The sequence below is a fragment of the Ancylobacter amanitiformis genome, assembly GCF_030814815.1.
GTDB classification, from domain to species: Bacteria; Pseudomonadota; Alphaproteobacteria; order Rhizobiales; family Xanthobacteraceae; genus Ancylobacter; species Ancylobacter amanitiformis.
The window spans coordinates 186,315-198,807 of the sequence record NZ_JAUSVR010000002.1 but is presented as its reverse complement, the minus strand read 5'-3'; the positions used below and the strand labels follow the sequence as shown (position 1 = coordinate 198,807).

Here is a 12,493-nt window from a genome sequence, read left to right as displayed (position 1 = left end):
TTGTCGTGGGCCGATGGCCGCGGTGCCGATGCGTCTCAATCCGTGGGCTGGTCGTTCCTGCTCACCGGCGGACCGAGGAACTCCACGTGCCACTTCAGCCCGAAGTCATTGAGCGCCGCCTGGTCGGGGATGCCGTCATGCATCACGCCGGCAAGCTCCGTGAAGAACGTTGCCGCATCGAGCGCTGGGGCCATCAGAATGTACTGGCGCGCGGGCTTGTCGGTGACGTTGCAGAAGCCGTGCTCGACCCCGCCGGGAATACTCACCACGTCGCCGGCCTCGGCATAGAAGCGCCGGCCATCCGCCTCATAGAGATATCGGCCCTCGATGACGCGGAAGATCTCGGCTTCGCGGTGGCGATGGCGGGGCGGACCGGCGCCCGGAGCATTGATGGTCTCGATGAAGCAGAACTCGCCGGAACTCGCCGCCGGCGGCATGCGCACGAACAGGTCGAGACCGATGGCCGGGATCTTGATCGGGGCTTCGGTGCCCCTCGAATGCAGGAAGGATATGGACATGCGAGCCTCCTTGAGACGGGGGTTGGTGAGATAATATTGATTTGGCGTCAGTTCTCTTCCTCGAACAGCCAGATCTCGGCGGTGGGCTGGGGCAGGCCGCCGGCGCCTTCGCGCAGGCCGAGGAACGCGGGAATGCGCCGCTGCTGTTCCGGCGTGAGTGTGGCGACAAGCGGCTTCAGCATGGCCGTCACGCTTTTGAGGTCACGCGCCCGCACCGCTTCGGCATCGGCGATGCGGTCCAGGATGTCCACGAAATCGGCCGGCTGTGGCGCCTTCGCGCGCTCGGCGCGGCGCTCGGCTGACTGCTTCGCCACCGCGCGGATGGCGGCTTCCACCGGCGGCCAGAGCTTCTCTTGCTCCGGGGTGAGGGTCATCACCGTCTTGAGCGCGAGAATGCGCGCATTGAGCACGGCCTGCGCATCCGCCGCGCGGTAGAGCTCGATGGCAGGGGGCTCCGGCGGCGCGCCGGCGGGCGGTGCCGTCTGGGCCCGCGCGGCCGGCGCCGCGATGAGGAATGCGCCCATCAGGGCGGCCATCAGGGCGGCCATGAGGGCGCGGTTCATGGTCAGATCTTTCGCGTCGTTGGATTTCAGGGCGGAGAGGCCACTTGCTGTCATCGCCATCCGCCGCCGGGCAGCCGGCCATGATAGGGAGTGTCGCGGCAATGGCCGCACGGCCCGCGCCACGCGCCCGGGCCGCAGCCCTGAGCGACGCGGGTCGCGATGGGGGTATCCGGCAGAGGGGTTGGCGCAAGCGGCATCGCCGAAGCCGGCAACGCCGCCAGCATGCCGAGCCACAAGCCGGAAAGCCGTCCGAAGGTGGTTCGCATGAGGAGCCTCGCAAGGTGACGTCCGGGGCTTCGAAGATCGCCGCCCGCACCAAGGGTCCGTTTGCGAACCCGAGTGCCAATGAAATATCTCTTCCGCCTTGAGAGCGCATCGACAGAACTGGTGATGCGCCAAGTCGTCCATCGACTCTCCGATATCGAAAGCGGTGGCGACCATCGGCGCGACCGGGATCGAGAGCATTTTCGAGCGAAGTGGATTCCGGTTCGCGCTAAGAAAATGCGTCAAACCAAGAATCTGGAGCTTTTCCGGTGAACCGGAAGTCATCGGAAAAGTCTCGGCCGAACCGATCAAGCTGGGTGCAAATGCGCACAGTCGAGCTGTGGTGATCTGCCCCAACAGCGACCGGGAGCTGGGCCGTCACGTGGCGATTTTCGCTTCGACGGCCTGATCGCGAAGAAAAGGCGATGCCGCGACGGCCATCGCTGGCGCCATTCTTAATCTTGGCGCCGTCTATCGGAGGCTTCCGTCGGCGGCTCTCTCCGGCAGGATCACTGGCGGACACCGCACCTGGCTCGCGCCCGACGGCTCCGATAGAGATCGACCATCATCTCCGCGATGCCCCGCTCCTTCGGCTTCACGTTGCGATTGTCGGTGTCGAGGCCGAGCTGACGAGGGCAACCGGATCATAGACAAAATGCGGCCGGCCGTGCGGCGTCCAGTTCCACGCCATGAGCGATAGGGTCTCCCGCTATAACTCACATAATGCGGGTGCGTGATTGATAGATAACCATCCTATCGCTCACGGCAGCGCGAAGGAAAACTGAGAGCGTGATGCCGGGTCGATCCCACGCCGCGCGCAGCAGGGGATGAGTGGTCCACCCGCTGCCGGACCATCCCCAATCTGCGATACGATCGAGTCGGGATCAGGTCATGCCACGAGCGCTCCTGCGTTTCTCCCAAAGGGGCGTTCCAATGGCTGCTCGGTCGTCACGCCACCGGCAAGGGCGGGAGCCCGCTATCGCCGTGCGCGAGCCCAACCGCCCGAGCCGTTGCCGCCGTCGCCCGGGGGAGGCTGACGGCCGCAAGCCGTGCCAGATGGTCCGGGCCGAGCGTGAGCGATGCGGCAGCGAGATTGCTGGTCAATTGCGTGACCGAGCGCGGGCCGATCAGCGGAATGGCGCCGCGGCTTGCCGCCCAGGCAATGGCGACCTGATCGGCCCGCGCACCAAGCTCGGCCGCCACCGCGAGCACGGTATCGAGGATCGCGCTGCGCTGTACCGTGTCTTCCGCCTGGAACACCCTGCCGCCGAGCGCCTCGGCGCGGCGCTTTTCGCCACCACGCTGGGTGTCGCGATACTTGCCGGTGAGCATGCCGCCTCCCAGCGGCGACCAGGTGACCGCGCCCAGGCCCAGCGCGTGAGAGGCCGGCAGCAGGTCGGCTTCCGGCTCGCGATGGACGAGACTGTATTCGAACTGGGCGGCCGCGATCGGCACCGCTCCTGTCATCTCTGCCAGCGTGACGGCGCGGGCCAGACGCCAGGCCGGGAAGTTCGACAGGCCCGCATAGAGGATCTTGCCGGCGCGGGCGAGGTCGTCCAGCCCGCGCACGATCTCCTCCGAAGGCGTCACCGCGTCGGGGTGATGCACCCAGTAGAGGTCGATCCGGTCGGTCTTCAGCCGCTTCAGGCTCGCCTCCAGCGAGGCCACCATCGCCTTGCGACTATTGCCGGTCACGAGGCGGCCGGCATTCGGCGCGGCGCCATTGCTGAACTTCGTCGCCAGCACGAAATCCTCGCGCCGGCCTTGCAGCAGGTCGCCGAGGAATTCCTCCGACTGGCCGAACTGATACACGTCGGCCGTGTCGATGAAATTGCCCCCGGCCTCGGCATAGGCATTGAGGATGGCGGCGCTCTCCGCCTCATCCGCACCATGCCCCCAACGCCGGCCGAAATTCGCGGTCCCCAGAGACAGTTCGGAGACGCTGAGCCCGGTCCGTCCAAGCAGCCTGTACTTCATGATGTCCCTCCTTCAATGGAATGAGCGGGCTGTCACACCCGCGCTGCCACGGGTCCGCCGCCCCGGCGCTCGCGCACGGCAATGATGGCGAGGGAGGCGACCAGGCAGAGAATGCCGGCGACGACGAAGGCGGGCAGGTAGGTCTGGTAGAAGGTGCGGCTGAAGCCGGCGCCATAAGCGGCGGAAGCGGCGCCAAGCTGGTGGCCGGCGAAGATCCAGCCAAAGACCAGACTGGCGCGATCACCGAACCGGTCGGCGGCCAGCTTCACCGTCGGTGGCACGGTGGCGACCCAGTCGAGGCCGTAGAACACGGCGAAGATGGACAGGCCGTAGAAGCTGAAATCGCTGAACGGCAGATAGAGCAGCGAGAGGCCGCGCAAGCCATAATACCAGAACAGCAGCCAGCGACTGTCGAAGCGGTCCGACAGCCAGCCGGAGCCGACCGTGCCGATGAAGTCGAACACGCCGATCAGCGCCAGCATGCCGGCCGCCGTCACCGCTGCCATGCCGTAATCGCCGCAGAGCGAGACGAAATGGGTCTGCACGAGCCCGTTGGTCGAGGCGCCGCAGATGAAGAAGGTGCCGAACAGCACCCAGAAGGTGGCGGATCTGGAGGCATCGCGCAGCGCCAGCAGCGGCGAGGCGAGCATCGCCTTCAGCGTGGTGGGACGGGCGGGATTCGTCGGCGGCTCGCTGGCGCCATAGGGCAGCAGCCCGATATCGGACGGCCGGTCGCGCAGCAGGATTAGCACCGCGAGCGCGGCCACCAGCAGCATGGCGAGAATGAGCGACAGCGCGCTGCGCCAGCCGAGCGTTTCCGTGAGCTGGGCGAGCAACGGCAGGAAGACGAGCTGCCCGGTCGCCGTCGAGGCGGTGAGCAGGCCCAGCACCAGCCCGCGGCGCTGGGCGAACCAGCGCGTCGCCACCGTCGCGCCGAGCACCATGGCGGTGAGCCCGGTGCCGAAGCCGACGACGACACCCCAGAGCAGCATGAGGTGCCAGATCCTGGTCATGAAGAACGACCCGAACACGCCGAGCCCGATGAGGGCGAGCGCCACGGTTGCCACCGGGCGCAGGCCGAAGCGGTTCATGAACGCCGCGGCGAAGGGCCCCATCAGCCCGAACAGCACGAGGCGGATCGCGAAGCCCGAGGAAATATCGGCGGTGGCCCAGCCGAATTCGCGCTCCAGCGGGCCGATCAGCACGCCGGGCGCGCCCACCGCGCCGGCCGTGACCAGCATGGTGAGAAAGGTGACGGCGGCGACCACCCAGCCATAATGGATGCCGCGCCGGGCGAAGAAGGCGGGAAGCGTCCCGGTCGGAACGGGGGCTTCCGGGGGCTGGCTTTCCATGGGTTCCCTTCTGCGGGTAGATGCCCGCTTCTATGCGATAGCGATTGGATTGGCGGGCCACGCCGGATGGGTCAGATGGCGGCGATAAGATCCTCGAGCGCTTCGACGCGTTGCGGGCCGAGCCGTGCCGCGACCGCCGTCTGCGTCGCCTCCCACATCGGCACGGCCAGCTGGAGCAGGTCGCGGCCGCGTTCGGAAAGCTTGATCATGGCCTCGCGCTGGTCCTCGCTGCCGCGCGTGCTGGTCGCCAGTTCCATGCGCTCCAGCACGCGCACGTTGCGCCCGACCGTCGAGCGGTCGAGGTCGCACAGGCTGCCAAGCCGCGTAAGACTGACCGGCTCGTTGCGGTGGATCCGGCGCAGCAGCGCATATTGCGCGACATTGATGCCGAGCGGCGCCAGCGCATCGTCATAAACCGCGCTAAGTCGGCGCGTCGCCTGACGCAGCTGCGTGCAGTAGCAGGGTTTCTCCATAATGCGTGTATATACCTGCATATCACGTTCTGTCGAGAGGCCGTGGTGAAATGTCCTCTTTGGCAATGCGCTCCTCAATCCGGCCCGATACGGCCCGGATCAACGACGATCGCGGCGGCTCGCGCCGCTTCGTCGCTCTGATCTGCGCCCGCGCCTTGTCGAGAGGATGCGGCACCGTCCGCCCAGTTCCGCGAATGGCCGAAGACGCGGCTTGAGAAGAACGTCTCCGTTATTTTCGCCCCGCCATCGCTTACCCATATCGATGGCAGCGCCATTGCATCGGTCAGAATCGAGCGCTGCCCGACACCGCTCCCGGGCGTGCCATCCTGTGCATTACCGACGGAGAGACGGGCAGACCCATTCGAGCCGCCAATAATCGCGGCGGTTCGCAGCCCAGACGGGGAGCGGCCGACGCGAGAGGCGCCTGCGGCTATTGCTCGGCTGTTGCGGTGCGGATGAGGGAGCCCAGCATGCCCTTGCGCTTGGCCTCGTAGTAATAACCCCGGGCATAGAGCATCACCGCCCGCTTCTCATCGCGCCCGGCGACCCGATACGCATTGGCGAGATAAGCGACGGCGTAGGCCATGTTGGTGTCGGCATCGAGAAGATCGTTCGGCTCGCCACGGAAGCCGAGGGCGCGCGCCGTGTCGACGCGGATCTGCATCAATCCCCAATAGGGACCATGTCGCAATCGGTGGTTAAACCGGCTTTCCCGCCAGGCCACACGACGCACGAGCCGCGCGGGCACATCGAAACGCTCGGCGTGACGCTGGATCAGCGCCTCGATATGCGGCGGCGCGCGATCGGCCGACGCCCGGGTCGCCGCCGGCTCGGGAGCGTCATCGATGGACCGGGCGGCATCCTCCTGGGGGATCTCTTCCGGGGCGACCTCGGTGCCGGCGTCTACCGCATTGTCGCTCGGTGCCGGCGCGTCCGCCGGCGGGGCATCCTCGCGCGCGGCCGTCTCCGGCGGCGCCACGGAGACCGGCTCCGCGAGGCGCCGGGGCGGCAGTGGCGCCAGCGACGCCAGAACAATGCCGCGCTTCTCCGCCAGTCGCTTCGGCGGCAGGGGGGCGGATGATGCGGGCAAGGCGGCGGGCAAGGCCGCTGGGACCAGGGCGGGGGAAACCGACGCGGAGGAAGGCGGCGCCGGCGGCGCAAGCGCGCTCACCCGCTGGAAGACCTCGGCCCCGACGGTCCCCGGCCCACGGGCGACGAATTTGTCGCCGGGCAGCGCCCCATGCGGCGGATCGGTCAGCCATCCCGCATAGGAGGGAGCCACAAGGTCCGCGGGAACGTGGGCGACCGGCACCAGGAGCGTGGCGGGGATGCTCCCGTCGCCGGACGGCCAGGCCAGGACAGGCGCGGCAATGGCTGACGCCGGATTGGCGGCCGGCGCCGGCTTGTGCTGGGCCGCTGCCCATACCGGCAACACGCCCGCGAATGGGCTATAGACGAGGGGACCCACCAGCGCGAGTACCCCGACCACAAGGGGCCTTCCGCCCGTCCGACGCTTTGCTGCTCGACATTCCACGCTGTTGCCTAGCACAATTCGTCAAAGGTCGAAATGCCCCCTGCCGCCGCCCTCCCGATGCCCCCCGTCGGCGCGCAGCCGGCATCGGCGGACCCGGGCTCGGACCGAGCGGATGAGGCTCACCCGGCACGGCCCCGACAGTGAGATATTTGTCCCCGTGCGCGACGCCGCGCGCTTGCGGCGGGCCAGGCCGCTTGTATGATAAATTTTCGCAATATTCATACGACGGGTGCCACTTGGTCAGGATCGCCGCTTCGTTTCGCCTCGCCCTTCTGGGGCTCTCGCTCGGCTCCTGCGCCGCCTCCGCGCATTTTCAGGAGATCATCCCATCGGCGGACGTGCTGCCTGAGGGCGGCACGGTCACGCTGGACATGGTGTTCACCCACCCGGTCGAGGGCGGGCCGGTCATGGACATGCGAAAGCCGGTGCGCGTCGGCGTGCTGGCCGACGGCACGCCGACCGACCTCACCGCGCAGATCACGGAAAAGCCGGTGGCGGGCCACAGCGCCTGGTCGCTGCGCCATGATCTGACGACGCCGGGCGCCGCGGTCTTCTACGTGGAGCCGCAACCCTATTGGGAGCCCGCCGAGGGCAAGCTGATCGTCCACTATGCCAAGGTCATCGTCGACGGCTTCGCCTCCGGCGAGGGCTGGGACGCGCTGGTCGGGCTGCCGGTGGAAATCCAGCCGCTCACCCGCCCCACCGGCCTCTGGACCGGCAATCTGTTCTCCGGAATCGTGCTCAAGAACGGCAAGCCGGTTCCCTTCGCCGAGGTCGAGGTGGAATTCATCAATGATGGATCGGTCACGCCGCCCAATGATGCCTTCGTGACGCAGGTCATCAAGGCCGACGCGAATGGCACCTTCGCCTATGCCATGCCGCGCGGCGGCTGGTGGGGCTTTGCCGCGCTGCTGGAGGCCGATACGCCGCAGAAATCGCCGGAAGGCAAGGATGTGCCGGTGGAACTGGGCGCGCTCATCTGGGTCAAGGCCACCGACATGGGCGGGAAATAGCCGCCCATGGCCCATATTCCCGATGGCATCCTGTCACTTCCCGTGCTGATCGGCGGCGGGCTGATCACGGCTGGCGGCGTCGCGCTGGCGCTGCGGCGGCTCGATGACCGGATGATCCCGCGCGCGGCGATCCTCGGCGCGGCGGTGTTCGCGGGATCGCTGATCGCCGTGCCGGTCGGCCCGTCCAGCGTTCATGTGCTGCTGTCGGGCATGATGGGCATCATGCTGGGCACCGCGACCTTCGCGGTCGTGCTGGTCATCCTGCTGCTGCAGGCGCTGCTGTTCGGCTTCGGCGGCCTGACCACGCTTGGCGTCAACACGGTCAATATCGCGCTGCCGGGCGTCGTCTTCGCCCTGCTGCTTGGCCCGGCGATCCGGGCGACCCCGAGCGGCGTCCTGCGCGCCGCGCTGGCCGGGGCGGTGGGCGCGCTCAGCGTCTTGGGCACGGGCGCCCTGGTGGCGTCGTCGCTCGCCCTCTCCTCCTCCGAATTTACTCCCGTCGCCAGCGTGCTGCTGGCCACCTATCTGCCGCTCGCCGTGGGAGAGGCCTTCGTGACCGCGGCCATCGTGGGCTTTCTGGCGCGGGTGCAGCCGGAGGCGCTGCGGCCGGTGATCGCGAGTTCCGCCTCGCCCTCCGCTCCGCCCTCCACCCCGTCATCCGCCTCATGAGCCGTCTTCTGCTCACCCTGCTCATCCTGCCGGGCCTTGCCGGGGCGGCGGAGGCCCACAAGCTCAAGGTCTTCGCGGCGGTCGAGGGCGAGAAGATAGGCGGCTACGCGTTCTTCATCGGCGGCGGCCGGCCGCAGGGCGTGCCATGGACGGCGAAGAACGCGCAGGGCGTCGAGGTCGCTTCCGGGCTGACCGATGCGGAGGGGCGCTTCTCCTTCGCGCGCCCGGCCACGATTGCCTCGGACCTCACCATCACCGTCGACACGCGCGAGGCGCATATCGCCTCCACGACGCTACCCGTGTCCCGGCTGGGCGGCGCGGCGGCGCCCCCCGCCACGCCCGCCGCTTCAGCCACGGGCACCCCCGCTCCGCCCTTGTCCGACACGCGGCTTGCCGCGCTGGTCGAGGCGGCGGTCCAGCGGCAGGTGGAGCCGCTCGAGGAGCGGATCGAGGCGATGGATTCCCGCCTGCGCTTTGTCGATGCGCTCTCGGGCGTGTTCCTCATCCTAGGGCTGGGCGGCATGGCCCTCTGGGAGAAAGGCCGGCGACGGTGATGGCCCCCGCCGACCTGCGGCTTCGGCTCCTCGCGGCGTTCATCGCGATCGCCTGCCTCTCGCAACTGCACTCGCTCGCGGTGGCGGGCGTTCTGCTCGCGCTTGTCCTGCCGCTGGCGTGGTTCCTCGGCCCCCTCGCCTTTCCCTGGCGGCGCCTGTGGCATCTGGAGGGCTTCCTGCTTCTGCTGTTCGCCACCCTGCCCTTCACGATGGACGGGCGCCCCCTGTTCACCCTCGGCCCGCTCGTCGCCAGCCTGGACGGCGTGTGGCGCGCGTCGCTGATCGCGGCCAAGGTGTCGACCTGCGTGCTCGTGCTCACCGTGCTGCTGGGCGATGTCGAGCCCGCGCGCCTCGGCGTCGCTCTGCGCGGCCTGCGCGTTCCCGAACGCCTCTCCCGGCTCTGCGTGATGACGATGCGCTACACCTCGCTGCTTCGCGACGAGGCGCGCCGCCTGCACGACGCCATGCGCGCGCGCGGCTTCCGGCCGCGCTCCAGCCGCCACACCTGGCGCAGCTATGGCAACCTCATCGGCATGCTGCTGGTGCGCGCGCTCGACCGGGCGGAGCGCGTGGAGGAAGCCATGCTGTGCCGCGGCTATACCGGCAGCTTCCCCTACCACGCCCCGCCATTTCCGCCGCTGCGGGACTGGATCGGCTTCGGCGCGATTTCCGCCGCGGGCGTCGCCATCCTGGTGATCGACCGGCTATGAGCGCGCTGATTTCACTGGAGAACGTCTCCATCACCCGCGGCGCGACCTCCGTGCTCGGGGACGTGAACCTTTCGCTGGCAGCCGGCGAGCGGCTGGCCATTGTCGGGCCGAATGGCGCGGGCAAGACCACGCTGCTGCGCACCATTGTCGGGCTGGAGCGCCCGGCGCGGGGCGTGGTCCGGCTGTTCGGCACGGCCTGCGCCGACGAGCGCGCGTTCCGGCGGTTCCGGCCGCGCATCGGCTTTCTGTTCCAGGACAGCGACGACCAGCTGTTCTGTCCCAGCGTGATCGAGGACGTGTCCTTCGGCCCGCTGAACATGGGCTGCCCGGCGGCCGAGGCGCGGATGCGCGCGCAGGCGGCGCTGGACGCGCTCGCCATCGGTTCCCTGGCCGAGCGGATCAGCCATCGCCTGTCGGGCGGCGAGAAGCGCCTCGTCTGCCTCGCCGGCCTGCTCGCCATGCGGCCGGACGTGCTGATGCTGGACGAGCCCACCAACGGCATCGACGCGGAAAACGGGCAACGCCTGCGGGCGGCGCTGCACGCCTTTCCCGGCGCCATGCTGCTGATTTCGCATGACGATCATTTCATCGCCGAACTGGCGACGCGGGCCATGGTCATTCATGACCGCCGCCTGTTGCCGGGCGAGGTGCACGGCCATCGCCATGTGCACGAGCACTGGCACGTGCACCCGGTCGATCCCTCCTGACTCCCGCACGACGCCGCCGCCGGAAGATGGCGGCGCGGCGGCGGGCGCCGTTCAGGAGCTCAGGCCGGGGGCGGGCGAGCCCGCCCGCGCGCCGGCCGTGCTGAAATCCTTCTTCTCCGCGATGAAGCGGGCGGCGAGGACCAGCGTGCCCATGGCGAAATCGCGCCCATGAGCGGCGATCATCCGTTCGGCGAGGGCGGCGACTTCCTCGAAGAACAGGTCCTTGCTCTCGTCCTGGGGGTCGGGGATCTGGCGGTCGGGCGATGTCATGGCGTGTCTCCCTTGGGATGATTGAAATTGGGCGGCCCGGTATCCGGCCTATTTGAACATGTGCGGCGGCAGATCGATCACGCCCAGCTCGCCCTGCGCGGTGGTAAAGGCGAGGTGCTCGCCATCACCCGACCAGCGCAGGTCTTCCACCTGGCCGGCGGAGGGCTCGCGCAGCAGGAGTTCGTCGCGGTGGCCGATCCTGGCGATGACGATGGAGCCGTCCTCATAGCCGACAGCCACCAGTGGCCTGCGCGGATGCCGGCGCACCACTTCCACCGTCACCATTCCCGCGCGTCCGGTCTCGATGGTGCGCGGCCTGTCGCCCGGCTCGGCCATGTCCCACACGATGGTGCGGAAGGCGCCGCCCGTGACCAGCTGGCTTCCATCGGCGCTCCAGTCGAGCGAGCGGATGGGCGCGGGATAGTCGGGCAGCCGCAGCACGCGGCCATCCTCCATATCGAGCAAGGCAAGTCCGCCCTCCGTGAGGCCGATGGCGAGGCGCTGCCCGTCGGGCGACCAGGCCAGCACCTGCGCGCGCGCCAGTGCCAGATCGGTCCGGCCCGCGTCGCGCAGTCCGATGACCGCGACGGCGTCCGGCGTCGCCAGCGCCACATGATCGCCATCCGGCGCGGCGGCCAGCGCCCGCAGCGGCCCTTCCATATGAGCGAGCGCCCGCGCGGTGCCGCCCCCGGCGTCGTAGCGCACCACCACCCCGCCGGCGGCGACCAGCGCGCTGTGGTCGGGCAGCGGCTCGATGGCATCCACCGCGCCGGTGTCGATCTCGACGAGAACCGCCGTCGTCCCGTCCGGCGCCACCCTCACCAGCCGGCCGCTGGCGCCGCCGACGATGAAGCCCTCCGCGCCGAACGGGGCCACCCGCAGCGGCGCGACATCGGCCAGCAGCCGCATCAACGGCGGCACCGGCCGGCGGCGCGGCGCGATGCTGGCGCGGCCGGTATCGAGCGCCACCCGCCAGCGCGCCTGCGCCGATTCGGGGTCGTCCATCGAGGCCAGCGCCAGCGTGCCGTCGCCAAGGACGAAGGCGAGGCGCCCGCCCGCGCGATCGAAACGGCAGTCGCCCACCTCCTCGCCGAGCCGCCAGCGGCGGGCCAGAAGCTTGACGAGCGGGGTTGTCTCAGCTTCGGCGATATTCATGTTTCCCTCTCCTGCTCTTTTTCATTGGTTTGTCCGGCAGCCCCGGCCGGCCTGGCAACGGCCCGCTCATCGACCCGCCAGTTGGCGATCGACCGCGTCGAGGCGGTCCTCGCTGGCCGTCAGTTCCCCCCGCGCCTGGGCAAAGCGGGCGACCGCCTGCGCGAGCTGGACGCGCAGGGCTTCAAGCCGGGCCGAGGCGCCCGGTACGCCCTCCGCGACATCGCGCGCGCAGCGCTCGCCTTCCAGCTCCACCCCGCCGATTTCCTGCTGGCATTTCAGCTGACGGGCGTTGAGGCCGGCAATCTCCTGCACGATCGCCAGCCGCTGCATCAGCAGGGTGGCCAGATCCGGCTCCGTCTTCATGACCTCACCTCGCGACGGCGGTTCGGCCAACGCGACCGGGCTGGACGCGGGCCGGCGCGGCGGCGGATAATGGCGCTGTTGCGGGCGGCAAGGACGGTTCCATGTTCGATCTCATCGGCAAACCGCTGTTCAGCGCGCTGGCCGCGGCTGCCACGGATGCCCTCGGCGCCGGCCACGCCTGCACGGCCGCACTGGGCCGGGCCGGCCAGACCGGCATGCCGGCCGACATCGCCGCTGCCGAGGCCGCGCTGAAACAGCTGGCCGAACCGCTGCGCACGCAGCTGATGGGCGCGGCGCATCAAAGGCTGCGGGAGAACCCCGGCAGCCTGCTGGCGGCGATGGGGCCGGCCGAACGTGGGCATCTCCACTGA

At 69.2% G+C, this 12,493-nt stretch carries 16 protein-coding genes and 1 pseudogene; 7 read left to right on the top strand and 10 right to left on the bottom strand.

Features of this window, described 5'->3' with window-relative positions; genetic code table 11:
* Positions 1-35 precede the first annotated feature (35 nt).
* From QOZ99_RS03975 to QOZ99_RS22295, 3 genes and pseudogenes are all read right to left on the bottom strand, one after another.
* Entirely contained in the window at positions 36-518 is a 483-nt protein-coding gene (locus QOZ99_RS03975; RefSeq protein ID WP_306888636.1) for a cupin domain-containing protein, read from the bottom strand.
* 47 nt (positions 519-565) lie between these two features.
* Complete coding sequence (locus tag QOZ99_RS03970) at positions 566-1,204, bottom strand: Spy/CpxP family protein refolding chaperone (RefSeq protein ID WP_306888634.1); 639 nt, start codon at positions 1,202-1,204, stop codon at positions 566-568.
* Positions 1,138-1,347: pseudogene (locus QOZ99_RS22295) on the bottom strand (GCG_CRPN prefix-to-repeats domain-containing protein); the annotation flags it as partial. The gene QOZ99_RS03970 and the pseudogene QOZ99_RS22295, both read right to left, overlap by 67 nt.
* A 79-nt stretch (positions 1,348-1,426) precedes the next feature.
* Here QOZ99_RS22295 and QOZ99_RS03965 point away from each other — a divergent pair.
* Positions 1,427-1,618: a hypothetical protein gene (locus QOZ99_RS03965; RefSeq protein WP_306888633.1), complete on the top strand. Its 192-nt coding sequence runs from the start codon at positions 1,427-1,429 to the stop codon at positions 1,616-1,618.
* Between the two features lie 675 nt (positions 1,619-2,293).
* On the opposite strand, the gene QOZ99_RS03955 is transcribed toward QOZ99_RS03965, so the two are convergent.
* From QOZ99_RS03955 to QOZ99_RS03940, 4 genes are all read right to left on the bottom strand, one after another.
* Positions 2,294-3,322 (bottom strand): aldo/keto reductase, encoded by a 1,029-nt coding sequence (locus tag QOZ99_RS03955; RefSeq protein WP_306888632.1) that lies wholly within the window; start codon positions 3,320-3,322, stop codon positions 2,294-2,296.
* A gap of 32 nt (positions 3,323-3,354) precedes the next feature.
* Positions 3,355-4,674, bottom strand: a complete 1,320-nt coding sequence (locus QOZ99_RS03950) for an MFS transporter (protein ID WP_306888630.1) — start codon at positions 4,672-4,674, stop codon at positions 3,355-3,357.
* Positions 4,675-4,745: 71 nt separating this feature from the next.
* The gene (locus QOZ99_RS03945; protein ID WP_306888628.1) at positions 4,746-5,147 is read right to left on the bottom strand and encodes a MarR family winged helix-turn-helix transcriptional regulator; all 402 of its coding nucleotides are present in this window, start codon (positions 5,145-5,147) and stop codon (positions 4,746-4,748) included.
* 430 nt (positions 5,148-5,577) lie between these two features.
* Positions 5,578-6,636 (bottom strand): lytic transglycosylase domain-containing protein, encoded by a 1,059-nt coding sequence (locus QOZ99_RS03940; protein WP_306888627.1) that lies wholly within the window; start codon positions 6,634-6,636, stop codon positions 5,578-5,580.
* A 290-nt stretch (positions 6,637-6,926) separates the two neighbouring features.
* On the opposite strand from QOZ99_RS03940, the gene QOZ99_RS03935 reads away from it, so the two are divergent.
* The 5 genes from QOZ99_RS03935 to QOZ99_RS03915 are packed head-to-tail and all read left to right on the top strand — an operon-like array spanning position 6,927 to position 10,334.
* Positions 6,927-7,694, top strand: a complete 768-nt coding sequence (locus tag QOZ99_RS03935; RefSeq protein WP_306888970.1) for a DUF4198 domain-containing protein — start codon at positions 6,927-6,929, stop codon at positions 7,692-7,694.
* 6 nt (positions 7,695-7,700) lie between these two features.
* Complete coding sequence (gene cbiM / locus QOZ99_RS03930) at positions 7,701-8,363, top strand: cobalt transporter CbiM (protein ID WP_306888626.1); 663 nt, start codon at positions 7,701-7,703, stop codon at positions 8,361-8,363.
* Entirely contained in the window at positions 8,360-8,917 is a 558-nt protein-coding gene (locus tag QOZ99_RS03925) for a NikL family nickel/cobalt ECF transporter subunit (RefSeq protein ID WP_306888624.1), read from the top strand. The genes cbiM and QOZ99_RS03925 overlap by 4 nt, the downstream gene beginning before the upstream one ends.
* Positions 8,917-9,627 (top strand): cobalt ECF transporter T component CbiQ, encoded by a 711-nt coding sequence (gene cbiQ, locus QOZ99_RS03920; RefSeq protein ID WP_306888623.1) that lies wholly within the window; start codon positions 8,917-8,919, stop codon positions 9,625-9,627. The genes QOZ99_RS03925 and cbiQ overlap by 1 nt, the downstream gene beginning before the upstream one ends.
* A complete protein-coding gene (locus QOZ99_RS03915; protein ID WP_306888621.1) occupies positions 9,624-10,334 on the top strand; it encodes an energy-coupling factor ABC transporter ATP-binding protein in 711 nt (236 codons plus the stop codon). Before cbiQ ends, QOZ99_RS03915 begins: the two co-directional genes overlap by 4 nt.
* 51 nt (positions 10,335-10,385) lie before the next feature.
* On the opposite strand, the gene QOZ99_RS03910 is transcribed toward QOZ99_RS03915, so the two are convergent.
* The 3 genes from QOZ99_RS03910 to QOZ99_RS03900 form a co-directional block, all read right to left on the bottom strand.
* On the bottom strand, positions 10,386-10,604 hold the full coding sequence (locus tag QOZ99_RS03910) for a hypothetical protein (RefSeq protein WP_306888620.1): 219 nt from the start codon (positions 10,602-10,604) through the stop codon (positions 10,386-10,388).
* 48 nt (positions 10,605-10,652) lie between these two features.
* Positions 10,653-11,759, bottom strand: a complete 1,107-nt coding sequence (locus QOZ99_RS03905) for a WD40 repeat domain-containing protein (RefSeq protein ID WP_306888619.1) — start codon at positions 11,757-11,759, stop codon at positions 10,653-10,655.
* Positions 11,760-11,825: 66 nt separating this feature from the next.
* Complete coding sequence (locus QOZ99_RS03900; protein ID WP_306888618.1) at positions 11,826-12,122, bottom strand: hypothetical protein; 297 nt, start codon at positions 12,120-12,122, stop codon at positions 11,826-11,828.
* A 101-nt stretch (positions 12,123-12,223) separates the two neighbouring features.
* On the opposite strand from QOZ99_RS03900, the gene QOZ99_RS03895 reads away from it, so the two are divergent.
* The gene (locus QOZ99_RS03895) at positions 12,224-12,493 is read left to right on the top strand and encodes a hypothetical protein (protein ID WP_306888617.1); all 270 of its coding nucleotides are present in this window, start codon (positions 12,224-12,226) and stop codon (positions 12,491-12,493) included.